A 26,429-nucleotide genomic window follows, 5' to 3' on the forward strand; every position below is an offset into this window, starting at 1 on the left:
GGAGTCCTACCGTGGACACGTCTTCACGCTTCGCCGAAAGGTACCGACATGGCCGACGCCGCCGTTCGCCCCCACCGCCCCGCCACGAGCAGGCGCACGCCCGCCGGAGGTGCTCCCCGCGCCCCGCACACCCCGGAAGAGGCCTCGGAGGCGCGCATCGACGTCGCCGCCGTGACCGACCTCCTGCTCGGAACCTGGGGCGAGACGCGCCGTGAGGCGCGCGAGATGATCAAGGACCCCGCGTTCTGGCAGGTCGCCGGCATGCCGATGGACCAGCACCGCGAGCGCGTGCTCACCCAGCTGCACCTCCTCGTCGAGGCGGGCGGCTCGCGCCGCGCGTTCCCCACGGAGTACGGCGGACTCGACAACAACGGCGCCAACATCGCCGGCTTCCAGGAGCTCGTGCTGGCCGACCCCAGCCTGCAGATCAAGTCGGGCGTGCAGTGGGGCCTGTTCGGCTCCGCGGTGCACCAGCTCGGCACAAAGAAGCACCACGACGCATGGCTGCCGGGCATCATCGACCTGTCGATCCCGGGGGCCTTCGCGATGACCGAGACCGGGCACGGATCGGATGTCGCGGCGCTCGGCACGACGGCGACGTACGACCCCGCGACCGAGGAGTTCGTCATCCACACGCCGTTCCGCGGCGCCTGGAAGGACTACCTCGGCAACGCCGCCCTGCACGGCAAGGCCGCGACCGTCTTCGCGCAGCTCATCACCGGCGGCGTCGACTACGGCGTGCACTGCTTCTTCGTGCCCCTGCGCGACGACGAGGGAAACTTCCTCCCCGGCGTCGGCGGCGAGGACGACGGCGTCAAGGGCGGTCTGAACGGCATCGACAACGGCCGCCTGCACTTCGATCAGGTGCGCGTCCCGCGCTTCAACCTGCTCGACCGCTACGGCCAGGTCGCCGCCGACGGCACGTACACCAGCGAGATCGCCAGCCCCGGCCGCCGCTTCTTCACGATGCTGGGCGCACTGGTGCAGGGGCGCGTGTCGCTCGACGGCTCCGCCACGACCGCGACCGCCCTCGCCCTCTACATCTCGCTGACCTACGCGGGCCAGCGCCGGCAGTTCGACTCCGGCGCGGGCACCGACGAGGTCACGCTGCTCGACTACGGCAAGCACCAGCGGCGCCTCATCCCGCTGCTCGCCCAGAACTACGCGCAGTTCTTCGCGCACGACGAGCTGCTGAAGAAGTTCGACGGCGTCTTCTCGGGCCGCACCGACACCTCCGAGGAGCGCGAAGACCTCGAGACCCTCGCCGCCGCACTGAAGCCGCTCTCGACCTGGAACGCCCTGAACACGATCCAGGAGTCGCGCGAGGCCTGCGGCGGCTCGGGCTTCCTCGCCGAGAACCGCATGGTCGACCTGCACCACGACCTCGACGTGTTCGTCACCTTCGAGGGTGACAACAACGTGCTGCTGCAGCTCGTCGGCAAGCGCCTGCTCGCCGACTACGCCGCGCAGTTCAAGGGCGCCGACACCGCCGCGCTCGCGAAGTTCGCCGTCGGTCAGACCGCCGGTCGGGTGTTCCACGGCGCGGGCCTCCGCCAGCTCGGCCAGGCCGTCGCTGATTTCGGCTCGACCGCCCGATCGGTGGAGCTCGGGCTGCGCGTCGAGCAGCAGCACGAGCTCCTCGCGGGGCGCGTGCAGCAGATGGTGGCCGATGTCGCGGGTGCCCTCCGTCCCGCGTCCAAGCTCTCCCGCGCCGAGGCCGCCGCCCTGTTCAACCGCCACCAGAGCGAACTCATCGAGGCCGGTCGCGCCCACGCCGAGCTGCTCCAGTGGGAGGCGTTCAGCGACGGCGTCGCGCGCATCGACGACGAGGGCACGCGCCGGGTGCTCACCTGGCTGCGCGACCTCTTCGGTCTGCACCTCATCGAGAAGCACCTGGCCTGGTACCTCATCAACGGGCGTCTCTCGGCGCAGCGGGCTTCCGCGGTGAGCCGCTACATCGACCGTCTGACCTCGCGCCTGCGCCCCCACGTGCAGGATCTCGTCGACGCCTACGGCTTCGCGCCGGAGCACGTGCGCGCACCCATCGCCTCCGGTGCCGAGCAGCGCCGCCAGGACGAGGCCCGCGAGCACTACCGCCGCCTGCGCGAGTCGGGCGAGGCGCCCGTCTCCGAGAAGTCGCTCAAGAAGAAGTAGGCCCTCCGGCCCCGGGTCCGGTGGGGGAGGCGCTCGCTAGAGTCTCTGCGTGAGCACCGACGTCCTCCTCGGACCCGACGGCCGCGCGCGCTGCGCGTGGGTCGGTGACGACGACGAGTACCGCCGCTACCACGACGAGGAGTGGGGGCGCCCGCTGCACGGCGATCGGAAGCTGTTCGAGAAGATGAGCCTCGAGGGCTTCCAGGCCGGCCTCTCCTGGATCACGATCCTCCGCAAGCGACCGCGCTTCCGCGAGGTGTTCGCCGGCTTCGACCCCGAGACCGTCGCCGCCTTCGGCGAGGCGGACGTCGAGCGCCTGATGACGGATGCCGGGATCATCCGCAACCGCGCGAAGATCCTCGCCACCATCGGCAACGCGCGCCTCGTGCGCGACATGGCCGACGGAGAGCTCGACGCGCTGCTGTGGTCGTTCGCGCCACCGCCGCGCCCGGCCCCCGGCGCCTTCGCCGACGTGCCCGCGACGACGCCGGAGTCCGCGGCGATGAGCGCGGAGCTCCGCCGCCGCGGCTTCCGCTTCGTCGGGCCGACCACCATGTACGCGCTCATGCAGTCCGGCGGGATGGTCGACGACCACGTCGCGGGCTGCTGGCGCGCTGCCTGACCCGCCCGCCCGCGCCCGCCGCCGCCCCGGCCTCACGCGCGCTCTTTCCCGCGAGACTGCATCGGGAGCGCGAGACGTAGGGGAATCCCCTACGTCTCGCCGCCCGGGTGCAGTCTCGCGGGAAGTCCGGCATCGCGCAGGATCGAGGAAGCGCGATGTCAGCCGGGTGCGCCACACTGGTGGCACGCTTCCCGAGGAGGGCTCATGACCGACGACGCGCGCCCGGCCGCAGCATCCGCTCCGTCGCCCGACAGCCATGATGTGCTGCGGGTCGTCGGCGCCCGGGAGAACAACCTCAAGAACGTCACCGTCGACATCCCGAAGAGGCGCCTCACCGTCTTCACGGGGGTGTCGGGCTCGGGCAAGTCATCGCTCGTGTTCGCGACGATCGCGAACGAGTCGCAGCGGCTGATCAACGAGACGTACCCGACCTTCGTGCAGCAGTTCATGGGGCAGCTCAGCCGGCCCGAGGTCGACGCGCTCGAGAACATCAGCCCGGCGATCGTCGTCGACCAGGAGCGGATGGGTGCCAACGCGCGCTCGACCGTCGGCACGGCGACCGACGTGCACGCCATGCTCCGCATCCTCTTCAGCCGCCTGGGTCAGCCCCACGTCGGCTCGCCGCAGGCCTTCTCGTTCAACGTCCCCTCCGTCTCCGGCGCGGGCGCCATCACGATCGCCACCGGCTCCGGCGCGGGACGCAAGGAGCGCCGGTCGTTCGAGATCACCGGGGGGATGTGCCCGCACTGCGAGGGGCTCGGCACCGCGTCCGACCTCGATCTCGACGCCCTCCTCGACAAGACGAAGTCGCTGGCCCAGGGAGCGATCCTCGTGCCCGGGTACACCGTCGACGGCTGGATGGTGCGCGCCTACACCGAGTCGGGCTTCCTCGACCCCGACAAGCCGATTCAGGACTTCACGGAGCAGGAGCGCGCCGACTTCCTCTACAAGGAGCCGACGAAGGTCCGCATCCAGAGCATCAACATGACCTACGAGGGTCTCGTGCCCAAGATCACGAAGAGCATGCTCCAGAAAGACCGCGACGGCCTGCAGCCGCACGTCCGCGCGTTCGTCGACGCCGCGGTGACCTTCATGCCCTGCCCCGAGTGCGGCGGCACGCGCCTCAACGAGGGCGCGCGGTCGTCGCGCATCGGCGGGGTCAACATCGCGGATGCCGCGGCGATGCAGATCAGCGACCTCGCGGCCTGGCTCGCCACCGTCGACGACCCGGAGGTCGCGCCGCTCATGGCCGGCCTGCGCGACACCGTCGGCTCGTTCCTCGACATCGGACTCGGCTACCTCTCGCTCGACCGCGCCTCGGGCAGCCTGTCGGGCGGGGAGTCGCAGCGCATCAAGATGATCCGCCACGTCGGCTCGCCCCTCACCGACATCACCTACGTCTTCGACGAGCCCACCGCCGGCCTGCACCCCCACGACATCCAGCGCATGAACGCGCTCCTGCAGCAGCTGCGCGACAAGGGCAACACCGTGCTCGTGGTGGAGCACAAGCCCGAGGTGATCGAGATCGCCGATCACATCATCGACCTCGGGCCGGGCGCCGGACGGCACGGCGGCGAAGTCCGGTACACGGGCGATGTGGCGGGCCTGCGACGCTCCGACACGATCACCGGACGCCACCTCGACGATCGCGCTCGGCTGAAGCCTTCGACGCGCATCGCCACCCGGTCACTGCCGATCCGGGGCGCGACGCAGCACAACCTCAAGGCCGTCGACGTCGACATCCCGCTCGGCATCCTCACGGTCGTCACCGGCGTCGCGGGATCGGGCAAGTCATCGCTCATCCACGGCAACGTTCCCGCCTTCGACGACGTGGTCGTCGTCGACCAGACCCCGATCAAGGGCTCGCGCCGCAGCAGCCCCGCCACCTACACCGGCCTGCTCGACACCATCCGCGCCGCCTTCGCGAAGGCGAACGGCGTGAAGCCCGCCCTCTTCAGCGCGAACTCCGCCGGCGCTTGCCCCGCCTGCCGCGGGCTCGGTGTGATCATCACCACCCTGGGCTTCACGCAGACCGTCGAGACGCTCTGCGAGCTGTGCCAGGGCACCGGGTTCAGCGACGAGGTGCTCGAGTACACGCTCGACGGCAAGAACATCGCGGAGGTGCTCGCGCTCTCCGCGTCCGAAGCGCTCGAGTTCTTCCCGAAGGGGCCGGCGGCGCTCACGCTCGCCCGTATGGTCGACGTGGGCATCGGCTACATCACGCTCGGACAGGCGCTCAACACCCTGTCGGGCGGCGAGCGGCAGCGCCTGAAGCTCGCGATCTCGATGGCCAAGAAGGGGGCGGTCTACGTCCTCGACGAGCCCACCACGGGCCTGCACCTGGCCGACATCGACAACATGCTCGGGATGCTCGACCGACTCGTCGAGGCGGGCAACAGCGTCATCGTCATCGAGCACCACCAGGCCGTGATGGCCCACGGCGACTGGATCATCGATCTCGGTCCCGGAGCGGGCCACGACGGCGGCAGGGTCGTGTTCGAGGGCACGCCGGCAGATCTGGTCGCCGCGGGCGGGACGCTCACCGCGACCCACCTCGCCGCCTACGTCGCCGGCTGAGAGCGGCTCGCCGTCGGCCGCAGCGGATACCCCCGCCCGGGCGTGCGGCCTCAGCGCCCGGCGTCGTAGAGGTGCCGGCCGCCGGCGCCCAGCACCTTCACCACGACACCGCGGCGGTGCAGCTCGGCGACGGTGCGGGTCTCCTCGTCGATGTCGCGGCCCAGGGCGTGCACCGTGGCCACGACGAGCACGTCACCCGCGCGGAGCGTGCCGAACAGGCGCACGAGGCGCTGCTCCCACGTCTCCATCGTCTCCGGGGACGGATGCCGGAACCCCTCGATCGGCACACCGAACCGCGTCAGCTCGTCACGCTGGGCCACGATCGACGGCATGTCCTCGCGGGAGATGACCAACCCGACCAGGCGGGAGCCGGCCGGCCGGGCGCGCCACCAGTTGTGGTCGCTCTGCAGCTCGGTGAAGCACTTGGGGCAGTCCGCCGCGACATGGGGGAGGTGCAGGGGCGCGGTGGCCGCGGCATCCGCTGTCCCGCCCGACGCCCTCGTCGTCTCGCTCATCCCGGTGCCACCCCCTCGCCTCCATTGTGCACTGCGGCGCGGCGCCGTGCTGCCGAGAAGCGCGACCGTCAGGCGCGGCGCCGTGCTGCCGAGAAGCGCGACCGTCAGGCGCGGTCGCCCAGTCGCAGCTGGATGCTGATCTCGTCGGCGTCGAGCTCGGCCAGCGCGTGCCGGAGCGCGAGGGTGCTGTAGCTCCCCTCGGATGACAGCTCGAGGAGGCGCCGGCGCATGACGCCGATCATCGCCAGTCGCAGCTCGATCAGGTCGCGCCCGAGCATGCTCGTGTCGTCGTCGGGCGGTGTCGTGAAGCGGGCGCCGACGCGTTCGACCAGTCCGTCCGGGAACGGTGACCCGTCACGGCGCACGATCGTCGTGTCGTCCCCGACCAGCTCACGGGAGGCTGCTGCCCGCAGCTCGTCATCGATCGCGCGCTCCTCGGCGGCCGACGGGCCGGCGGGTGCCTCGCTCGTGAGCTTCAGCATGCGGGCGACGCGGGGGAGCGTCGTGCCCTGCAGGAGGAGGCTCCCCGCGGCGACGAGGAACGCGGTGAGCACCAGCAGGTGCCGGTGCGGGGCATCGGCGGGCAGGGTCTGGGCGGCGGCCAGGGTGACCACGCCCCGCATCCCCGACCACACGATGATCGAGCCGTGCCGCCAGCCGAGGGGCGATGCCCGGTAGTAGTCGAGGTCGGCGACGGTGCGCGAGATCCGGCGGCGCGCGACGCCGACCCACTTCTCCCGGCGCTCCGGGTCGCTGGGCAGCCGCCGACCGAGGGCGGACGCGGATCCGCCGGGCGGTTGCGCCGCCGCGTGCTCGACCCGCTCGGCGAAGTGGTCGAGGCGGTCGCGGCCGTGCGCCTCGGCCCGCCTGCTCGAGCGGCCCTGGAGCGCGATCAGCACGGTGACGTACAGCGCCCGCACGGCGACGAGGATGAGGAAGGCGACCCCGGCGAGGGCGAGCCCGTGGCCGAGACCCCGCTCGGCCGACATGTTGGCGGCGACGATCTCCTTGAGCTCCAAGCCCATGAGGAGGAAGACCGCGCCCTCGAGCATCAGCTCGATCGTGCGCCAGTTCAGCTCGTCCGACAGGCGCTGCTCAGGGGTGAAACGGCGGGCGGCGCCCTGGCCGGTCACGATGCCCGCGACCACCGAAGCGACGAGGCCGGAGCCGCCGAGGTGCTCCGTGGGCAGGTAGGCGACGAACGGCACGACGAAGCTGATGGCCGTGTTGGCCGCCGAGTGCGACACACGCTCGCGCACGAGGAGGTTCAGGTAGCCGACGAGTCCGCCGATGATGAGCGCGAGGAACACACCCCACGCGAAGCTGCCGATCGCCGCGCCCCACGAGACGGCGCCGGCGGCGAAGGCAGCCACCGCTGTGCGCAGCAGCACGAGGGCCGTGGCGTCGTTGAGCAGGCTTTCGCCCTCGACGATCGTGATCACGCGCGGTGAGATGCCCAGCCGCTTCGCGATCGTGGTGGCGACGGCATCCGTCGGACTCAGGATGGCGCCGAGCCCGATCGACAGGGCGAGACCGAGGTCGGGGATCGCCCAGAAGAAGAAGAGCCCGAGCGCGACCGCGCTGACGAGCACGAGCAGCACCGACAGACCCGCGATCGGACGCAAGTCGCGCCGGAACTCGATGGCCGGCAGCGACACCGCGGCCGAGTACAGCAGAGGAGGCAGCACGCCGACGAGGATGATCTCGGGATCGATCGGGTCGATGTGCATGAACGGCAGCAGGCTGACCCCGGCGCCGATGGCGACGAGCGCGAGAGGCCCCGCGATGCCCAGCCGCGGCGCGACCGCCGTCGTCAGCGCGATGACGATGACGAACGTCAGCGCGATGACGAGCTGATCGGTCACCGACCCGCTCCGGCCGCGGGCGGTGCGCTCTCCTGCATGAGGCGAGCATATTCCCGGCGGTCTCCGCCGCCGCTCATGCTGCGGGCGCCGGCCCTCGCAGCGCGCCCCTCCTCCCGCGCAGCGCGCCGGGGGACGGATGCCGCGGCTCGGGAGGCCGCGGCGGTGCGGCCCGCCCGGTACCGTGACCACATGACGTTCAACGACAACGCCCGCGTCGGGGGCAACACCGCCAAGCGGCGCGGCGGGGGCGTCGCCGTCGCCGGCGGCGGCATCGCGGGCATCGGAGCCCTGGCGGTGCTGCTCTTCTCCCTGTTCACCGGGACCGACCTGTCCGGCCTCCTCGGGGGCGGCGGCGTTCCCGCCCAGCCCGGCAGCGGCGGAGGCGAGGCGATCGCGAACTGCCAGACCGGTGCCGACGCCAACGAGAGCGACGACTGCCGGCTGGCTGCGGCATCCCTCAACATCGATCAGTTCTGGGCGGCGACCGTCGAGGGCTACCGCCAGCCGCAGCTGATCATCGTCGACGGCTCGACCTCGACGCAGTGCGGGACGGCCTCCAACGCGACCGGGCCGTTCTACTGCCCGCCGGAGGAGACGGTGTACGTCGACCCCACCTTCTTCGCGCTCCTGCGCGAGCGCTTCGACGCCACCGCCGGCCCGCTCGCGCAGCTCTACGTGCTGGCGCACGAGTACGGCCACCACGTGCAGAACATCACCGGACTGATGGAGCGCTACCCGAACAACGGCACGGGGCCCGACAGCAACGGCGTCCGCACGGAGCTGCAGGCCGACTGCTTCGCCGGTGCGTGGGTGGCCGCCGCGGGGGACCAGCTCGACGAGACCGGCACGCCCTACCTGCAGCAGCCGACGCAGCAGCAGATCACCGATGCGCTGAACGCCGCGGCATCCGTCGGCGACGACCACATCCAGCAGGAGTCCGGCCAGGGCGTGAACCCCGAGAGCTGGACGCACGGCTCCAGCGAGCAGCGTCAGCGGTGGTTCGACGCGGGCCGCGAGGGCGGAGTGGGCGCCTGCGACACGTTCGCCGTCTCGGGAGGAAGCCTGTGATCGCCACGGATGCCTCCGACGCGCTGTACCCGCCCATCGAGCCGTACGAGACCGGGATGCTGCTGGCCGGAGAGGGTCAGCGCATCTACTGGGAGCAGAGCGGCAACCCCGAGGGCAAGCCGGTGGTGTTCCTGCACGGCGGTCCCGGCGGCGGCACGTCACCGTGGCAGCGCCAGCTGTTCGACCCGGAGAAGTACCGCATCGTGCTGTTCGACCAGCGCGGCTGCGGTCGCAGCACGCCGCATGTGAGCGAGCCCGACGCCGACCTGAGCCACAACACGACGTGGCACCTGGTGGCCGACATCGAGCTGCTGCGCCGCAACCTCGGGATCGCGAAATGGCAGGTCTTCGGGGGCTCGTGGGGGAGTGCCCTGGCCCTCGCCTACGCGCAGACGCACCCCGAGGCCGTCAGCGAGATCGTGCTCCGAGGCGTGTTCACGCTGCGCCGGCACGAGCTGGAGTGGTTCTACGAGGGCGGGGCGTCGGCGATCTTCCCCGACCTGTGGGAGGACTACATCGCCCCGATCCCCGTGCTGGAGCGGTTCCACCTCATCGAGGCGTACCACCGGCGGCTGACCGACCCCGCCCCGGCGGTGCACGTTCCGGCGGCCCTCGCGTGGACGACGTGGGAGGCGTCGACCCTGACGCTCACGCCCGACGCGGGTCTCGTGGAGTCGATGACCGACACCGACAAGGCCGTCGCCTTCGCCCGCATAGAGAACCACTACTTCATGAACGGCGGCTGGTTCGAGGAGGGGCAGCTCATCGCGAACGCGGGCGTGCTCCGCGACATCCCGGCGGTCATCGTGCAGGGACGCTACGACATCTGCACGCCGATCATGACCGCGTGGGACCTCCACCGGGCCTGGCCGGAGGCCGAGCTCGTCGTGGTGGATGACGCCGGGCACTCCGCGACCGAACCCGGCATCGCCCGCGCCCTCGTCGCCGCGACCGATCGCTTCGCCGCGCGGTAGCCCCGTTCGCCGGGCGGCGCCGCGGGTCGGGACGCCCGTCCGCGACCGTCCATTGCGCCGAATCGGGCGCCGGGGAACCCGGCGGTCAGGTCGACGCAGCCTCACGGATGAGATCGGCGGCGACCTCGCCGATCACGATCGCGGGCGCGTTGGTGTGGCCGCGGATGAGCGTCGGCATGACGGATGCGTCGGCCACCCGCAGTCCGGACACCCCGCGCACCCGGAGCTCCGGGTCGACGACGGACGCGGCATCCGTCCCCATCCGCGCGGTGCCCACCGGGTGGTACAGCGTGTGCGAGTAGCGCGTGAGGCTCAGGCGGTCGCGCTCGGCCGGCGTCATCGACTCGCCGCCGGCCGGCTGCACCCACGACCCCCTGGTCAGTGCCGACAGCGCCTTCGTCGCGATGAGCTCCTCGCACGCGGCGAGGCCCGCGAGCATGGTCGCCTCGTCCAGGCCGTCGGGGTCGGACAGGTACCGCGGATCGATGAGCGGCTTGGCCGCCGGGTCCGCCGATGCGAGCCGGATCGTGCCCCTGCTGCGCGGTCGCAGCAGGATCGCCCCCACCGTGAGCCCCTCCGCCGGCAGCGGCACGAGTCCCTCGCCGACGTAGGGTGCCGAGGCGAAGATCACCTCGATGTCCGGAAGACCGGATGCCGCGCGGGCGGGGGCGGCCTGGGTCACCCGGTCGGCCACCTCCGTGCGGATGAACCCGTACGCCTCCGCGACGTTCGAGGTCAGCATCCCGCGCCGCCGCGCAAGGTAGGCCGCCAGCTGCAGGGGCTTCTCCGCGCCGAAGAGAGTGCCGCCAGCGGCCGTCGGCGCGAGCCCGGCGACGAGGTGGTCCTGCAGGTCGGAGCCGACGCCGGGTGAGTCCACGCGGAGCCGGATGCCGTGCTCGGCGAGATGCGCGGCGGGCCCGATCCCGCTCAGCATCAGCAGCTGCGGGGTGTTGATCGTGCCGCCGGAGAGGATGACCTCGCGCCGCGCGAGGGCGTGCCGGGGGATGCCGGCGATCTCGACGTAGACGCCGGTGGCCCGCGCATTCCCTCCGTCGTCCGGGGCGAAGGTGACCCGGCGCACGAATGCGTTCGTCACCACGCGGAGGTTCGGGCGGGCGCGGGCGGGTTTCAGGTACGCGTCGGCGGTCGATGCGCGCGCGCCGCGTCGCTGCGACACCATCGTCTGGCTGAACCCCTGGCCCTCGGGGAGATTCGCCGGGGTGACCGGATGGCCGGCCTCCCGCGCGGCGGCCAGGAACGCCGCGGTGTGCGGCCGGGGGTCGCGCTGGTGCTCGACGGACTGCGGCCCCGCCGCACCCTGGGTCGCATGCGCCGGCGTCTCGGTCCGCTCGACGCGCACGAAGTACGGCGCCAGGGCGTCCCACGACCAGCGCGGACCGGCCGTCTCCGCCCATTCGTCGTAGTCGGCGGCGAAGCCGCGCACCCACATCATCGCGTTCAGCGACGACGAACCGCCGAGCGTCTTGCCGCGGGGCCAGAACACGGTGCGGTTCTCGAGGGCGGGCTGCGGCACCGTGTCGTACCCCCAGTCGTACGCGCCGCGGAACAGCTTCGAGAACGCCGCCGGCACGTGCAGCTCGAGCGCCGCGTCGGGCCCGCCGGCCTCCAGCAGCAGCACCTGCACCCGAGGATCCTCGCTGAGACGCGCGGCGACCGCCGCACCCGACGATCCGGCGCCGACCACGATGTAGTCGGCGCTCAGATCGGCGCTGCGCGCGCGCCCGCGCCGCAGCCGTCCCGCGCGGACGAGACGCCGAGGGGAGCTCACGCGCGGAACGCCTTCACGAGCGTCCCGGCCATGCGCGCCCAGTTGCGGTCCATCCGGAAGCGCGTGAAGCCCTCGCTCACCGCCGCGCCGGTGCGTGCCGTGACGAACCAGGGCGGCTTGGGCAGCAGGCTGAAGCGTCCGGGGCCGAACAGCGCGGACGCGGAGCGCGGGAACGGACGGAACGGACCGCGCACCACCGACCGCTCGACCCGGTCGAGGAGCAGTGCGTTGTGGACGACGCCGATGCCGCTCTGCACGTCGGCGACCGTGCCGCCCGGGAAGGCGCCCCACGTGAGGGTCGGAGTGAGAAAGGCGAACGCCGTCCAGGCGTTGATCGCGATGTCGCCGTAGCGGAGGTCGGCGATGGAGTGCTCGAACCCGTCGCCGAGGGCGTCGCGCGTCACCGGATCGATGAGCACGTTGGCGCCGAGCGTGCCCACCAGCTTCTCGTTGGCATGGGTCACCGCGGCATCCAGGAACTCCTGCCCGGATCCGGGCAGCGACACCACACCGAGCACGGGCGAGAAGTACTCGACGGTCTCGAGGTCGCCGGCATCGTGGCCCGGCGGCACCTCGACGATCGCCCGCCGCCGGCCCGCGCTCCAGCGTGCGTCGGGATGAGCGGATGCTGCGGCCTCCAGCTTCTCGGAGCTCTTCGGGTACCAGACGGGCCGATCGGGAGCGGCGGCGTACGCCGCGCGCAGGGCGCCGAGGAAGGCCGCGCGCTGTGGCCAGTCCTCGCTGAGGATCACGACCTGCCCGGCGATGCAGTTGTGGCCGGCGTTCTGCAGCCGCATCGTCGCGACGTGCTCGGCGTGGAAGCGCAGGTCGGCCGGCGTCCACTCCCCGGGCACGATGATGATCGGCGAGACGCCGCCGAGCTCGGCGGTGATGGGCGTGGCGAGCACCGGCTCCGGTCCGCCGTCGCGCACGATGAGGTCGAACGTCGCCGCCGACCCCGTGATGTGCACGTGCGCGATGTCGGGGTGGGTCACGAGGGCCGCCCCGGCCGCGCCGTCGCCGGTGACGATGCGCAGGAAGCCCGGCTCGATGAGCGGCGCGAGCGCGCGCTCGTAGACGGGGACGAGCGCGTCCTGCGTCGGGTTCACCTTGAGGATCACCACGCGGTTGTGGGCGAGCAGCTCGTAGAGAACGTCCAGCACGGGGATGGAGGTGATGTTGCCGGCTCCGAGCACGAGGCCGATGCCGGCCTTGTCCGTCGGGTGCAGCTGGCCGAGTCCGGCGCTGACGCGTGCCTGCGTCTCGGTCACGCCCGGCTCGAACCACACCTCTCCGGTGTAGCCCGACAGCAGCAGCGCATCGGTCGCGGTGAGGGGGAAGGTGTAGGCGCGCAGGCGGTCGCCGGGTGCGGAATCCAGCAGCACATCGCCCAGCGGGCTCCGCGACGAGGCCAGCGCCTCGAGCGTCGTGCGATAGGCCTCGAGCGCGGTGAGCACCGCGTACGGGCCCGACAGCCACTCCTCGCCGCTCAGCGGATGACGCGTCGAGAGGCCCTTCGACGTCGCGGCGACGTCGGCCCATTCCTCCGCCACGGCCGACACGGTGGCGTGCAGCCGCTCGAACAGCCGCTCGCGCTGTCCGAGGGTGAGATGCGCCCACACGCCGACGCCCGTGCGCAGGGCGGCGAGGTCGGCGTCCAGCGACGCGGAATCGGATGTCGTGGGCGCGCTGATCGACACGTCGCTCTCCTTCGTGCGGGTGGCCCTCAGCTTACGTCCGTGGTCCGGAGGGCGCTCGCCGGGCCGACGCCGCGGCCTCGAGGGATCAGATCGCGTGCCGCCGCACCGACGCCTCGACCGCGCGCATCCCGGCGAGCGTCTCGGCGAAGCTCGTCGACAGCGGCGAGAGGCCGATCCTCAGCCCGTCGGGGTCGCGGTAGTCGGGGATCACGTCCTGCTCCCACAGATCGGCCGTGACCTTCCGCATCGCCGGATGCGAGAGCGTCACGTGTCCGCCCCGTCGCTCCCGATCGCGAGGTGAGGCGACGGTCACGCCGAGAGGCGCGAGGAGCGCGTCCGACACCCGCTCCGCGAACGAGGTGAGCGCGAGCGACTTCTCGCGCACCGCCGCGATGCCCGCCTCCGCCAGCATCCCGAGGGTGTCCTGCATCACCAGCATCCCGACGATCGGCGGCGTGCCCGACAGGAAGCGGCGCATGCCGGCGGCCGGGGCGTACTGCGGTCCCATCGAGAACACGTCCGCGGCGCCCATCCAGCCCTGCACCGGCTGCGTCAGGGCGGCCTGGTGCCGCTCGGCGACATAGACGAACGCCGGCGACCCCGGCCCGCCGTTCAAGTACTTGTAGGTGCAGCCGACGGCGAGGTCGAACCCCCAGTCGTCCGCGTGGACGGGCACCGATCCGGCCGAGTGGCACAGGTCCCACACCGTGAGCGCGCCGGCATCGCGGGCGATGCGGGTGAGCGTCTCGGCGTCCGCGAGATGGCCGGAGCGGTAGGCCACGTGGCTGAGCAGCACGACCGCCGTCGCGGGGCCGACCGCCGCGCGCAGCGTCTCCGGCTCGACCCCGCCGTCGCGCGGCACCTCGATCCACCGCACGGTTCCGCCGGTCTCGCGGGCGATGCCCTCGACGAGGTATCGGTCGGTGGGGAAGTTGTCGCGGTCGACGACGATCTCCACGCGCGCGGGATCGTCGGCGCGCTGCGCCTCGAAGGCGGCCCGCAGCGTCTTGTAGAGGAGCACCGTCGTCGAATCGGCGATCACGGTCTGACCCGCGGCCGCGCCGATCGCGACGCGCCCGATCTCGTCTCCGATCGCGAACGGCAGCTCCATCCACGACTCGTCCCAGCCGCGGATGAGCCGGCCGCCCCACTCCTGCTCGACGAAGGTCGCGAGCCGCGCCGCCGTGGCCTTCGGCGGACGCCCCAGCGAGTTGCCGTCGAAGTACACGAGCGCACTCTCCGCCCCGACGAAGCGGTCGCGGAAGCCGCGCAGCGGGTCGGAGGCGTCGAGGGCGGATGCCGCGGCATCCAGTTCGGCCGCATGCAGGGCGGTCATCGGCTCACTGGTCATCGGGCACGAGCTCCTCTGTGGGAACGACCCGCGCACCGGCGAGCCAGTCGGGCACCTCGGCGAGCGAGGCCGGCGGGGCGCCGGGGACGAAGGTGGACACGCCGTGCAGCACGGCGGCGCGCGGCCAGGGATCGGCGAGCGCGGCGATGACCGCCGCACCGTCGAGGTCGGCGGCGAGAAGGAGCCGCACCTCGGCCGCGTTCACCCCGAGCGGTTGGGGCCCGTTGCCGAGATCGGTGCCGTACAGCACGCGACCGCCCGCCGCGGCGAAGCGGCGCAGATTGTCGACGGCGCGCGGCAGTGCGGGACCGTCGTGGATCGCGAGGGTCGAGATCCACACCTGTCCGCGGTCCAGGGCGCCGCGCAGCAGGGCGTCGTCGACGGCCTCGGTGAACGGCGTGTGCGCGAGGGCGTCGACTCCCGCCTCGACGGCGAGGCGGGTCATCCCCGCGCCCTGCGCGTGCGCGACGACCGGCAGCCCCCGCTCGTGCGCCCGCGCGACGACGGCCGCGAGGGTGTGCGCGTCGACCACCGGCCCGGCGTCGGCGTTGAGGGCGACCTTGATGACGGATGCCCCGAAGTCGGCCTGCTCGTCGACGGCGGTCGGCGCGCTGCCCGTGGCCCCCTCGCCCGAGGATCGGCCGATCTCGCGGACGATCGCGGGCGGCGCCCAGGCCCGCCCGGCGGGGTAGCCGCCCGGCGCCGTGAGGAAGGCGCCGGCGTAGTCGATGTGCGGCACGGCGCGCTCCGCGCGGAACAGCGCCGCAGGGTCGCCGCCCAGGTCGATCACCGCGGCGATGCCGCCGAGGAAGACCTTCGCGAGGTCGACCAGGTGCCCGTGCACGTGGTGGTCGGCCAGGGGCGGGAGCGCCACTCCGATCTCTCCCGAGATCGCCCGCCGCGCGACGGCGGCCTCGTCGCCGAGGAGCGCGCGCACGGTGAACGGGTCGGGGTGCAGCATCCGGATCAGCCGATCTCGGTGCGCACGGCGAAGAGCTCGGGGAAGAACGTCAGCTGCAGGGCGCGCTGCAGGAACGGGACGCCGCTCGACCCGCCCGTGCCCGTCTTGAAGCCGATGATGCGCTCGATGGTCTTGAGGTGACGGAAGCGCCAGAGCTGGAAGTTGTCCTCGAGATCGACGAGCTCCTCGCACGCCTCATAGGCCGTCCAGTGCTTCTCCGGGTCGGCGTAGATCTGGGCGAAGAGCGGCACGAGCTCGGGCACGAAGGTCCAGGCCGTGGTGACGTCGCGTTCCAGGATGCCGGCGGGCACGGCGTAGCCCGAACGTGCGAGCAGGCGGAGGAACTCGTCGTAGAGGCTGGGGGCCTCCAGCGCCGCGGTGACCAGCGCCAGCGCCGGTGCGTCGTCGGCGAACACCCGCAGCATCCCGGCGTTCTTGTTGCCGAGGGTGAACTCGACGGCGCGGTACTGGGCGGACTGGAAGCCGCTCGCGCTGCCCAGCACGCCGCGGAACTGCGCGTACTCGGCGGGGGTGAGGGTCGCGAGCACCGACCACTGCTCGGTGAGGGTCTTCTGGATGTGCTTCACACGAGCGACGCACTTGAGCGCGGGAGCCAGACGGTCCTCGCGCAGCAGACGGCAGGCGGCCGCCAGCTCGTGCAGCACGAGCTTGAGCCAGAGCTCCGTCGTCTGGTGCTGGATGATGAACAGCAGCTCGTCGTGGTGCTCGGGGTCGCTGAGCGGGCGCTGCGCCGACAGGAGCGTGCCGAGGTCGAGGTAGCCGCCGTAGCTCATGCGATCCGCGAAGTCGGTGACGACCGTCTTCTCGATCGTGCGGGTGTTGTCCTGGACGCCGTCGCTCACGCGCCGAGCCTATCCACCCGCTCCGTGTCGAGCCGCGTGCTCAGATGAGCGAGAGCTCGCGCAGCTTGCCCTCGACGTCGGCGTTGGACGGCTCGACGTGGTGCGACGAGTCCGGGTAGACGACGACCGGGATCTGGGTGCGACCCGAGATCTCCTTCGCGACGTCGGCGGCTGCCGGCTCGGCGACGAGGTCGACGTAGGTGTACTCGACACCGAGCTCGTCGAGCTGCTTCTTGGTGCGGATGCAGTCGCGGCACCAGTCGGCGCCGAACACCGTGAGGGACGAGGGAAGATCGGTCATGCATCCAGGGTAGACGCGGTGCGGGCTCCCGGGCTCGACACCGGATCGGCGTGGGCGAGGAGCAGAACTCTGTGTTTACGCTATGGACTTCTGTCAACGGTCTTTCCACTGCGCGTGCCCATGCGAAAATCGAAGGATAATGCAGCTCTCCATCGTCGTCCCCACCTTCAACGAAGCTCCCAACATCGCGGAGCTCGTCCGCCGGGTGTCCGAGGCGACCGCGGACATGGACGTCGAGGTCATCTTCGTCGATGACAGCACGGATGCCACGCCCGAGACGATCCGGGAGGTCGCGGACGCGGCATCCATCCCCGTCCGTCTGATCCACCGCCAGGACCACATCGGCGGACTCGGCGGCGCCGTGGTGACCGGCATCCAGGCCGCGACCTACGACGCGTGCCTCGTCATGGACGGCGACCTGCAGCATCCGCCCGAGGACATCCCGCTCATCGCGCACCGGCTCGATGTCGGTGACGTCGACCTCGTCGTGGCCTCGCGCTACGTCGCCGGCGGAGAGGCCCACGGACTGGCCGACAAGAGCCGCGTCATGGTCTCGCGCTCCTCGACGGCCTTGACCAAGGCGATGTTCCCGCGGCGTCTCAAGGACGTCAGCGACCCGATGACCGGCTTCTTCGCCGTCGACCGTCGCTCGATCGACATCGACGACCTGCAGCCGCGCGGCTTCAAGATCCTGCTCGAGATCCTCGCCCGCAAGACCATGCGCGTCGCCGAGGTGCCGTTCTCCTTCGCCGACCGTCACGCCGGCGACTCCAAGGCCTCGTTCCGCCAGGGCCTGCACTTCCTCGTGCAGCTCGCCGCGCTGCGATTCGGCAAGATGTCGCTCTTCGCGATCATCGGCGGGCTGGGCGCCGTCGCGAACGTGCTGATCGTGTGGGCGCTCACCCACCTCGGCATGGACTACATCGTCGCCGCCGTGATCGCGGCCGAGCTGACGATCGTCGCCAACTTCCTGCTGATCGAGCGCTTCGTCTTCCAGGACATGCGCAGCGAGGCATCCGGTGTCTGGTCGCGGTTCGCGAAGTCGTTCACGTTCAACAACGTCGAGCTGATCATCCGCATCCCGGTCATGGCCCTCATGGTCGGCACCGGCCACATCTCGGCCGTGCTCGCCACCGCCATCACGCTCGTCGTGGCATTCTTCGTGCGCTTCGTCTTCCACTCGCTGGTGGTCTACGCACCGAAGCGGTCCAAGGCCGCGCCGGTCAGCCGCACCCGCCAGGTGCTCCGCGAGCTCGACGAGCAGGCGATGGCTCCGGGCGAGCTCTGATCCGACGCGACACGCGTTTACCGGTCCCACCTGGGACTTGGCGCACCCGGTATATCCGTGAGAATGCTCTCACGCGCTATCCCCGCTCGCTCGTAGCGCCCTAGGGTGGCCCTTGCGGGAATGATCGGCCCACCCGAATCGGCCGACGTCACCGTGTTCCGCCTCGACCTGGTGTCGGTGGACGGCATTCAACGCGCTGGGGAGCGATGTTCATGATGACGAGAGCAGAACTGCGGCGTGCGTCGATGCGACGACGTCGACGGACGATGACGGCGATCGTGGCCACGGTGAGCCTGGCGGCCACCGGCGCTGTGGTGGCAGGGACCACGGCGGCGAACGCCGCGCCCGGCTGCTACGCGGCCGACACGACGGTCGAGCGCTGGGAGGACCCGCGCGGGGTCGTCATGTTCACGACGGACGACGCCCAGGAAGCGGATGCCGCGGCCTCCGGCTTCACGGCCACGGGCGACGCGTTCGCGGTGGCGAGTCAGCCTGCGAAGGGACTCGTCCCGCTGTACGACGCCTACCGCACGACCTCGGGCAACCACGCCTGGATCATCTGGGATCGTGAGTACCGCAACGTCGTGAACCTCGGTTGGGAAGGTCGCGGCGCCATCGGCTATGTCTCGCCGACTCCGCTGGCGGATTGCGACTCTGTGGCAATCACGCGCGGCGTCAAGGAATCGTTGCACACCGTCGTGATCGGCGACGAGGAAAAGGCCGATGCCGCCGCTGATGGGTACCGGATCGAGTACAGCTGGTATGCACCGGTCCTCTCTGCTGAGCCGACACCGGAGCCCGTTCCGACCACGGCGCCCTCGCCGACCGCACAGCCGACGCCCACGGCGGAGCCCACTCCGACGCCGGAGCCCACGCCCGACCCGACGCCGGTCGACCCCGCGCCCCCCGTCGACCCTCAGCCGCCCGTCGAAGGAGACGGCGATGGCCTCTTCACCGTAGCGACGTACCCCGACACACAGCAGGAGGTCTTCAGCTGGTCGGGAAGCCGCTTTCGCGACCGGTCGGAGTGGCTGGTGGAGCAGCGCCAACAGCTCGACCTCCGCTTCGTCGTTCACACCGGTGACGTTGTGAATTGGGATGCGGATAGCCACGATCAGTACGTGAACGCGGAGGCGGCGATGGACCCGCTCGAAGAGGCAGGCATCCCGTACCAGCTCAGCATCGGCAACCACGACACGATGGCGACCGGACCCGGAGGAGGCGCGCGCGACTCGAAGCGTACTCGCGAGTATCAGCGCACGACCACGACGTTCAACCAGTTCTTCCGCCCGTCCGACTACTCCGCGCTCAAGGGCACCTTCGAGCAGGGCAAGGTCGACAACACATACTCCGTCTTCGAGGCGGAAGGGGCGACGTGGCTCGTGCTGAATCTTGAGCTGTGGCCCCGCGAGTCGGTCGTGGACTGGGCAGAGGGCGTCATCGACGGCAACCCGCGGGCCAACGTCATCATTCAGACCCACTCCTTCCTCGATGCCAACGCCAACATCGATGGCGCCGGTCAGTCGCTGACGCGCTGGTCATACGGCGACTCGTCCCCGCAGTACATCTATGACCGGCTTGTCGCTCCGTACGGCAACGTCAAGGTGGTCACGAGCGGTCACGTCGGAGCGGCGGCGTCCAAGGTGGTCACGACCGCGGCCGGCAACAAGGTCGCCTACATGCTGCAGGCGATTCACTCGAATACGGACAACCCTGTTCGCCTGTCTCAGTTCGACGTGAACGCGGGAAAGATCGACACCAAGGTCTACTCGCCCGAAGACGGCGTCACCTGGGACGCCAACAGTCTGACCGGTCTGTCCTTCATCAAGGACTGACCAGGAATATGCGAAAGGGGCGGCGCCGATGGCGTCGCCCTTTTTACTTTGCTGGCGCTCGCAACGGTCAGGCGAGCTGCTCCGCGGCGCGCGGCCTGCTGAGGATGTCGATCGCCGTGCGCAGTTGGGTGCTCGACGTGTGCGCGGTGTACGGGAAATAGACGACTTCCACGCCGACCTCGGCGAACTCCCGCTCGAGGCGCAGGCCCTTCTCGGTACCGCGCCAGTCGTCACCCTTGAAGAAATGCGTGAAGCCGACCTCGCGCCAGGTGTCGAGCTTGTCGGGCACGGTCTCGACGTGCACCGCGTCGACGAACGAGATGTGGCGGACGATCTCCGCGCGCTCGTGCGTCGGGATCATCGCCTCGACGCCCTTCACCTCGCGCAGCATCTCGTCACTGACCACCCCGGCTACGAGATAGTCGCAGTTCTCCTTCGCGTGCCGAAGGATGTTGAGGTGCCCGACGTGGAAAAGGTCGAATGCACCAGCCGCATAGCCAACGCGAAGCGTCATAGAAGATCCCCCAGAGATCAGATGCGCGGAACTCCCCAGTCCTGCGCTCAGGAGGCCAGTGTAGCGCAGTCGCTTTCGCCTTGACCTCATGGACCGTCGTCACGCCTGTCCCTCGGCCGACAGTGCGGCTGCTCTTCCCCATGCCTTCCACCGCCGGTCCGGAAAGGAGCACGCTCTCCCGCCCGGTAGGGTCATCGTGTGGGTGGGGTATCAGCGGGTCCGATCGTGATGGTGTCGTTCTCTGCGACCAATCGCGATCCCCTCACCACGGTCTTGTTCGACGCATTGAGCGAACACATGGACATACGTCACTTCACGTGGCGCTTCGCGATCCTCGGCCACTATGACGTGCTGAACATGCACTGGCCGGACCACCTGACCAAACGCCACGGGCGGCTGCAGACGTGGGTGAGGTGGATGCTGTACCTCCTCCTCATGATGCGCGTTCGTTGGGGACGACCCGTGCTCGTGCGCACCCTGCACAACCTTGCTCCGCACGAGGGCAGGCGAGGGGTCGAGCTCGGGCTTCTGCGTCTCACCGATCGATGGACTGACACGTTCATCACGATGCAACCCGACCCGCCACTGAGTACGCGGGCTCCTATCGTGTTCATTCCGCAGGGCCACTATCGCGATGTCTACCAGAAGATGCCGCGCCGCGAAGCTCTCGCCAAGCGCCTCCTCTTCTTCGGCATCGTCCGAGCGTATAAGGGTGTCCCGGAGCTTCTCGACGCCTTCGCGGAATCCGAGGATGACGAGATGTCACTCAGGATCGCAGGCCGAGTGCTCGATGCCGAGGTGGGATCGGCCGTGAGAGCAGCGGCCGCGAAGGACCAGCGAGTGAGCTTGCATCTGGATTGGGTGACGCATGATGCTCTAGCCGAGGAAATTCAGCTGAGCGAGATGGTCGTGTTGCCGTACCGGGAGATCTTCAATTCAGGCACGGTGATCGTGGCCTTGTCCTTGGACCGTCCCGTGCTCGTGCCCGAGGATCAGACCACTGCCCGTCTCCGCGACGAGGTCGGCCCAGGCTGGGTGTTCTTGTTCCAGCCGCCTCTCACCGGCCGCGACATCGAAGTCGCTCTTGCCAGTCACCGACTGTCCCGCCCTTCGGACCCGCCCAATCTCTCTGCGCGTGAGTGGAGCGAGATAGCGTCTGCCTACGCACGAACCTTCGAGGAAGCCATCCATGCCAACAGCAATAGTTAGTCCGCTCCCTGCCGACGCGAGGATACTGGTCACCGGTGGTAACGGGTTCGTCGGTGAGTGGGTGGTGCGCAAGCTGCTTGAGAGAGGTTTCACCAATCTCGTATGCATCGCCCGGTCGGCGGGTGGTGCGATCGCAAATCTGCAGGCTGAGTTCCCGAACGCGACTGTGGACGTGGTCGTAGGCAATCTCCTCTCGGCGTCGAGCTGCGCCGAAGCCGTGCGCGGCGCAAGAGTCGTTTACCACTTGGCAGCAGGTCGCGGTCGAACGTTCCCGGCCTGCATCCTGAACTCGGTTGTGACCACTCGAAATCTGCTCGACGCCGTCGTCGCCGAGGGCTCGGTGGAACGATTCGTCAACGTGAGCTCCATGTCGGTGTACTCGAACGCGGATCTTTCCCACGGTGGTCGGCTCCGCGAGGACACGCCGATCGATCTCGAGATCGCCGAGCGCCATGATCCCTACGCGTACGCGAAGGCCAAGCAGGATGAACTGGTGGAGGAGTACGCCCACACCCGCGGCCTTCGGCAGGTGACGGTCAGGCCAGGCTTCGTGATCGGACCGGGGAAGCCGAATATTCCCGGGCGCGTCGGCAACGCCGCTTTCGGCCCGTTCCTCAACGTGGGTCCGTCGAACCAAATGCCCTTCACATACGTTGAGAATTGCGCGGACGCCATCGTGGCTGCAGGACTCGTCAGCGGAATCGAGGACGAGCTGTTCATCATCGTCGATGATGACCTGCCGACGAGCTCCCAGTATCTGCGCAAGTACAAGAAGAAGATCGGCTGGTTCCCGACGGTTCCCACTCCCTATCGCGCGTACCTCGGTCTGACGGGGATGCTCGAGTGGTATTCGCGCTGGTCCAAGGGCCAGCTGCCGCCGACGTTCAATCGTCGCTCGACGCGCACGTACTACAAGGGCAACACCTACTCGAACGCCCACGCCAAGCAGCTCCTCGGTTGGCACCCGGCGGTGTCGATGGACGACGCGCTCGATAGGTGCTTCCGATTCATTCGATCCACGAAGGGCACAGCATGATCCGGGTAGCGATAATCGGGTGCGGGAATATTGCTGAGAAGCACGCCTTGCAGATCGGACGGATCGACGGTGCGGAACTTGTCGCTGTCTGTGACCAGGAACCTCTCATGGCGGCGCAGCTTGCCGATCGATTCAGCGTCCCTCACCGCTTCACCGACGTTCGAGCGATGCTTGACGAGAGCAAGCCTGACGTGGTGCACATCACCACCCCGCCGACGAGTCACTACGCGCTTAGCATGCAGTGCTTGACCGCAGGTGCGAATATCTACGTGGAGAAGCCGTTCACGCTCACGACGGATGAGGCGCGAGAGGTGATCGCGCTGGCTGCAGAAAAGGATCTGCGCGTCGTCCCGGGTCACAACGGACAGTTCACTCACGCGATGGTCAGGATGCGCGAGCTGGTGGCATCGGGTTATCTCGGCGGCAAGCCCATGCACATGGAAAGCCTCTACTGCTATGACCTCAGCAACCCGGTCTATGCCCAGGCGATGTTGGGAAACCGCGACCACTGGGTCCGCAAGCTGCCGGGCTCTCTGCTGCAGAATCTCATCAGCCACGGCGTGGCGCGCGTCGCAGAGTTCCTCGAAAGTGATGAGCCCGAGGTGACGGCGGTCGGCTTCACCAGCAACCTCCTCGACGGTCTCGGGCACGGCGACATCATCGACGAGGTGCGCGTCATCATCAAGGACGGGGACCGGTCGACGGCAGTCTTCACGTTCTCCACACAGATCAAGCCGGAGCTGCACCAGTTCCGGCTTTACGGGCGCAAGAACTCGCTCGTCGTGGACGACGACTACCAGGTACTCGTCAAGATCGACGACCGCAAGTATCGGAGTTACTTGAGATACCTCGTTGCTCCCGTGCATTTCGCGGCGCAGTATGCGAAGAACGCCGGATGGAACACCCGTCACTTCCTTCGCCGCCAGTTCTTCTTCCCGTACGACTCGGGTATGAAGACGCTGCTCGAGGACTTCTATTCTTCGATCGAGCGGGGAACCCCTGCGCCGATCTCGCCGGGCGAGATCCTTCGCACGTCCATCATCATGGATCGGATCTTTGAGCAGGTGCGGCCGGCAGCAATCTCCTGATTGCCCCCGGCCGCACCAGTTGTCTATCGATTGGAGCCGAGCGCCTTCGTGCCCGAGGGCCAGCCAGCAACTGCCGTTGCGTCCGATGGCAAGGAGACGGCGACGCCGACATTCGCCGACCTGTCGGCCGCCATGTCCGCGAGTGTTTTCACTGTGGAGGTCATGGCATTTCTCCACGAGGTGTTCTTGGCCGCGGCAAGGTCGTCTGGAGTGTTGTACTTCACCTCCGTCTTGTTGTCGCCCAGTCCCCAGGAGACCATGGTGGGGCCACCGGCAGCCTTGTTATTGAAGAGATTGCCCGTGATCGTGAGATTCCACGTGTCGACTGCTCGGTTCGATCGCCCGTCCATCGCTCGGATCGAGAAATAGCCGCCCGATCCGAAGACATTGTTGGACACGACGATGTCTTTGACGATCCACGTCATCTCACCCTCTAGGCCCGCGTTCCTCAGGTAGGTCGCACTCCTCTCCGAGGTGGCATAGCGGCGGGCGTCCTGTGCGAGCTTCAGGCTGTGGAGTGAATTAGCGCCGAAGTCGCTGTTGTAGATCCGGACGTTGGATGCGTTAAAGACTGCTACGCCTTGCTCTCCTCCTAGGGTCTGATTGTTCATCAAGAGCACCTTCGCGGAGAGCTCGATCACGATCTGCGTGAACGAATTGTTGTTCGCTCGCACGCCGGCGATCTTCACGTTGTACGAGGAGACGTCGAACCAGAGTCCATTCGCCTTATTGTTGACGACGTCGCTGTTTGTGACCGTGACGTTCTGCGACGAGGTGATCTTGACTCCACCGGCCACAGGAGCCTTCTTGAAACGCTCCGTATTGTTTCCGGAGATGACTGAATCGCGGAGCACGAGGTTGTGCGCGACGTTCATTCCGATGCCGAGCATGCCATTGTTCTCCGCGGTGACGCGCTCCACGAGGCCGTCGGCGTTGGTGAGGGAGAGCCCGATGGTGGCGTTCTGCGAGATGACGACGTCACGAAGCGTGGATTTCACGTTTTGCATCCGGATGGCGCCCTTCAGGTTGAAGTTAGTGCCATACCGGCGGACGCCGAACCCCTGAAGGGTCGTACCCTCAGACACGACATTGAATGCCTGGCCGAGGTCACTGGCACGCACCGTCTTTCCGGCGGGGTTCGAACCCAGGATGATTTTCTTGGCTGCGTAGTCGACTGCGAACGTCCCGGGGACCACTTCTGCGGCGGAAGCAACCTGACGTTGAGCGCTCCCGTCGATGAACACCTGGTCAGGGTGGGATGCCATCGGGTAGTTCGGGTCCGTGTAGCGCGAAGCGTCGCCAGCAATGTCCGACGAGAACTGCGCGCCCCAGTTGCCCGCGACCCATGTGGAGCCGGACTGAATCCAGTTCGTGACGGTGGAAGAGCCGTCGAACCATACAGTCTCGTTCGGGTAGGCCTGAATCGTCAGCGATTTCGCCCACGGGACCTCGACCTGCTCGTGATAGGTCCCGCGACGGATGACGATCGTGTTGCCGCTCCTGGCGGCATTGACGGCCGCCTGCACGCTCTTGTACGGAGCGCTGCTGCTGCCGTTCTGCGTGCTCGCCGTAGAGGAGTTGCTGACGAAGATGGCACCGGACGGAACTGGATAGGTCGTGGTACCCACAGTCGCTGAGCCGCGTCCCGTCGAAGTCGATGCCGGCGCCGCTGCTTGACTCGTGGTGGGAGCCGGTGCGGGGGCCGTCGTCGCGGTAGGCGTCGGCGACGGTGTTGTGACGGGTGCCGCGGGAGCTGCGCCGGACGTCAGCGGTGACGCATTGTCGGTGATCCAGAGGTTGTCCACCACGAGGTCGGTCCGGGAGGTCGCGGTGTCGACGAGGAAACCGCCGAAGGAGACTGCCCCTGCGCCGGTGATCTTCTGCGCCGACGAGTCTGTGAATGTCAATTGTGGTGTCGACGTCGCTCCAGGTGCCGAAAGCCGCACCTCCACCTTGACCGGGTCCACCCCGGTGACCGTGGTGTCGAGCGCCTGTGCCGAGGTGTTGAGAAGCGAACCCTGGAGGGACACCTTGGCAAGCGAGGTCTCCGTCTTCCCGTTCATCCTTGACAGGGCGAGGGTGGGACTGCCGGTCGCATTCGTGTGGAGTCTCACTCGGTACTCCGAGCCGTCCGCCTGAGAACGCACGTTGAACGAGTAATAGGCATTACCGGAGGCCGCCTTCAGGCGCACCGTTGCCTGGGCGCGAACGTCACGGACGCTGACTGGAATACGCGCCACGGCCGACTGGGCTGCGGACAAAGAGAGGATGCCCGCGCTTCCGTCGACTGTCAGAGCGTTTTTCTCGCTCGACCAGCTGCTCCAGGCTTTACTCGAGGAGGACGTACCCCAGCCTGAGGACGAGGATCTGGTGAAATTGTCGGAGAAGACCACGCTCGGTGTCGCGGCGGACGCGGGAGCAGCGACCAGCAGACTCGTGGTGAACGCGATGGCGGTGACGGCTGCGCCGATAGCGGACAGGCGGCGACGCGGCGTCAGGGGGACGTGAGCACGGGGCATGATTCTCTTCTCGGTCGACTCACCAAGGCACCGTTGATAGCACGACGAATAACGCCCGAAATGGAGCGTGTTCGGGAAGCAAGCGCGTCGGCGCACACAGCGGGGGATCTGTGAGGGGTTGTTCCAAGGTAACGGGTCGCTTTTGGCAACCCTTACCGGATGAGACTTATCTCACGAGTCCCTCATGGCCAGCTCATGTG

The 26,429-nt window shown here is 68.9% G+C and carries 20 protein-coding genes; 10 read left to right on the forward strand and 10 right to left on the reverse strand.

Annotation, left to right across the window (positions count from 1 at the left end; all coding sequences use genetic code 11):
* Positions 1–48: 48 nt before the first annotated feature.
* The 3 genes from CVS47_RS00830 to CVS47_RS00840 all read left to right on the forward strand — a co-directional run bounded on the left by CVS47_RS00830 (position 49) and on the right by CVS47_RS00840 (position 5,353).
* Positions 49–2,154 (forward strand): acyl-CoA dehydrogenase family protein, encoded by a 2,106-nt coding sequence (locus tag CVS47_RS00830; RefSeq protein WP_127094384.1) that lies wholly within the window; start codon positions 49–51, stop codon positions 2,152–2,154.
* A 49-nt stretch (positions 2,155–2,203) separates the two neighbouring features.
* Positions 2,204–2,776 carry a DNA-3-methyladenine glycosylase I gene (locus tag CVS47_RS00835; protein WP_127094385.1) on the forward strand — a complete coding sequence of 191 codons (573 nt, stop codon included), beginning with the start codon at positions 2,204–2,206 and terminating at the stop codon, positions 2,774–2,776.
* Positions 2,777–2,980: 204 nt separating this feature from the next.
* Positions 2,981–5,353: an ATP-binding cassette domain-containing protein gene (locus CVS47_RS00840; RefSeq protein WP_127094386.1), complete on the forward strand. Its 2,373-nt coding sequence runs from the start codon at positions 2,981–2,983 to the stop codon at positions 5,351–5,353.
* A gap of 50 nt (positions 5,354–5,403) precedes the next feature.
* Here CVS47_RS00840 and CVS47_RS00845 read toward each other — a convergent pair whose 3' ends face one another.
* Positions 5,404–5,868 carry a recombinase family protein gene (locus CVS47_RS00845; protein WP_127094387.1) on the reverse strand — a complete coding sequence of 155 codons (465 nt, stop codon included), beginning with the start codon at positions 5,866–5,868 and terminating at the stop codon, positions 5,404–5,406.
* A 104-nt stretch (positions 5,869–5,972) separates the two neighbouring features.
* Positions 5,973–7,733: a cation:proton antiporter gene (locus CVS47_RS00850; RefSeq protein ID WP_127094388.1), complete on the reverse strand. Its 1,761-nt coding sequence runs from the start codon at positions 7,731–7,733 to the stop codon at positions 5,973–5,975.
* A gap of 189 nt (positions 7,734–7,922) precedes the next feature.
* On the opposite strand from CVS47_RS00850, the gene ypfJ reads away from it, so the two are divergent.
* Both ypfJ and pip read left to right on the forward strand, forming a co-directional pair.
* Positions 7,923–8,801 carry a KPN_02809 family neutral zinc metallopeptidase gene (gene ypfJ, locus CVS47_RS00855; RefSeq protein ID WP_127094389.1) on the forward strand — a complete coding sequence of 293 codons (879 nt, stop codon included), beginning with the start codon at positions 7,923–7,925 and terminating at the stop codon, positions 8,799–8,801.
* Positions 8,798–9,775, forward strand: a complete 978-nt coding sequence (pip, locus tag CVS47_RS00860; RefSeq protein ID WP_277600950.1) for a prolyl aminopeptidase — start codon at positions 8,798–8,800, stop codon at positions 9,773–9,775. The genes ypfJ and pip overlap by 4 nt, the downstream gene beginning before the upstream one ends.
* An 85-nt stretch (positions 9,776–9,860) precedes the next feature.
* Here pip and CVS47_RS00865 read toward each other — a convergent pair whose 3' ends face one another.
* The 6 genes from CVS47_RS00865 to CVS47_RS00890 all read right to left on the reverse strand — a co-directional run bounded on the left by CVS47_RS00865 (position 9,861) and on the right by CVS47_RS00890 (position 16,740).
* On the reverse strand, positions 9,861–11,564 hold the full coding sequence (locus tag CVS47_RS00865; protein WP_241240224.1) for a GMC family oxidoreductase: 1,704 nt from the start codon (positions 11,562–11,564) through the stop codon (positions 9,861–9,863).
* A complete protein-coding gene (locus CVS47_RS00870; protein ID WP_127094390.1) occupies positions 11,561–13,264 on the reverse strand; it encodes an aldehyde dehydrogenase family protein in 1,704 nt (567 codons plus the stop codon). Before CVS47_RS00870 ends, CVS47_RS00865 begins: the two co-directional genes overlap by 4 nt.
* Before the next feature lie 85 nt (positions 13,265–13,349).
* A complete protein-coding gene (locus CVS47_RS00875; protein ID WP_127094391.1) occupies positions 13,350–14,615 on the reverse strand; it encodes a kynureninase in 1,266 nt (421 codons plus the stop codon).
* Positions 14,605–15,576: an amidohydrolase family protein gene (locus CVS47_RS00880; protein WP_241240225.1), complete on the reverse strand. Its 972-nt coding sequence runs from the start codon at positions 15,574–15,576 to the stop codon at positions 14,605–14,607. Before CVS47_RS00880 ends, CVS47_RS00875 begins: the two co-directional genes overlap by 11 nt.
* 5 nt (positions 15,577–15,581) lie before the next feature.
* Positions 15,582–16,439: a tryptophan 2,3-dioxygenase gene (kynA, locus tag CVS47_RS00885; protein ID WP_127094392.1), complete on the reverse strand. Its 858-nt coding sequence runs from the start codon at positions 16,437–16,439 to the stop codon at positions 15,582–15,584.
* Positions 16,440–16,479: 40 nt separating this feature from the next.
* Positions 16,480–16,740 (reverse strand): glutaredoxin family protein, encoded by a 261-nt coding sequence (locus tag CVS47_RS00890; RefSeq protein WP_127094393.1) that lies wholly within the window; start codon positions 16,738–16,740, stop codon positions 16,480–16,482.
* 139 nt (positions 16,741–16,879) lie between these two features.
* Here CVS47_RS00890 and CVS47_RS00895 point away from each other — a divergent pair, with 139 nt between their 5' ends.
* On the forward strand, positions 16,880–18,028 hold the full coding sequence (locus CVS47_RS00895) for a glycosyltransferase (RefSeq protein WP_127094394.1): 1,149 nt from the start codon (positions 16,880–16,882) through the stop codon (positions 18,026–18,028).
* Between the two features lie 212 nt (positions 18,029–18,240).
* Positions 18,241–19,863, forward strand: a complete 1,623-nt coding sequence (locus CVS47_RS00900; RefSeq protein WP_127094395.1) for a metallophosphoesterase — start codon at positions 18,241–18,243, stop codon at positions 19,861–19,863.
* A 67-nt stretch (positions 19,864–19,930) separates the two neighbouring features.
* On the opposite strand, the gene CVS47_RS00905 is transcribed toward CVS47_RS00900, so the two are convergent.
* Positions 19,931–20,377, reverse strand: a complete 447-nt coding sequence (locus tag CVS47_RS00905; RefSeq protein ID WP_127094396.1) for an FAD synthase family protein — start codon at positions 20,375–20,377, stop codon at positions 19,931–19,933.
* A gap of 225 nt (positions 20,378–20,602) precedes the next feature.
* On the opposite strand from CVS47_RS00905, the gene CVS47_RS00910 reads away from it, so the two are divergent.
* The 3 genes from CVS47_RS00910 to CVS47_RS00920 are packed head-to-tail and all read left to right on the forward strand — an operon-like array spanning position 20,603 to position 23,710.
* Positions 20,603–21,586 carry a glycosyltransferase family protein gene (locus CVS47_RS00910; RefSeq protein WP_127094397.1) on the forward strand — a complete coding sequence of 328 codons (984 nt, stop codon included), beginning with the start codon at positions 20,603–20,605 and terminating at the stop codon, positions 21,584–21,586.
* Positions 21,567–22,622 (forward strand): NAD-dependent epimerase/dehydratase family protein, encoded by a 1,056-nt coding sequence (locus CVS47_RS00915; RefSeq protein ID WP_127094398.1) that lies wholly within the window; start codon positions 21,567–21,569, stop codon positions 22,620–22,622. Before CVS47_RS00910 ends, CVS47_RS00915 begins: the two co-directional genes overlap by 20 nt.
* A complete protein-coding gene (locus tag CVS47_RS00920; protein WP_127094399.1) occupies positions 22,619–23,710 on the forward strand; it encodes a Gfo/Idh/MocA family protein in 1,092 nt (363 codons plus the stop codon). Before CVS47_RS00915 ends, CVS47_RS00920 begins: the two co-directional genes overlap by 4 nt.
* 23 nt (positions 23,711–23,733) lie before the next feature.
* Here CVS47_RS00920 and CVS47_RS00925 read toward each other — a convergent pair whose 3' ends face one another.
* Positions 23,734–26,229, reverse strand: a complete 2,496-nt coding sequence (locus CVS47_RS00925; RefSeq protein WP_127094400.1) for a right-handed parallel beta-helix repeat-containing protein — start codon at positions 26,227–26,229, stop codon at positions 23,734–23,736.
* Positions 26,230–26,429 lie beyond the last annotated feature (200 nt).

The sequence above is a fragment of the Microbacterium lemovicicum genome, from assembly GCF_003991875.1.
Classification (GTDB): domain Bacteria; phylum Actinomycetota; class Actinomycetes; order Actinomycetales; family Microbacteriaceae; genus Microbacterium; species Microbacterium lemovicicum.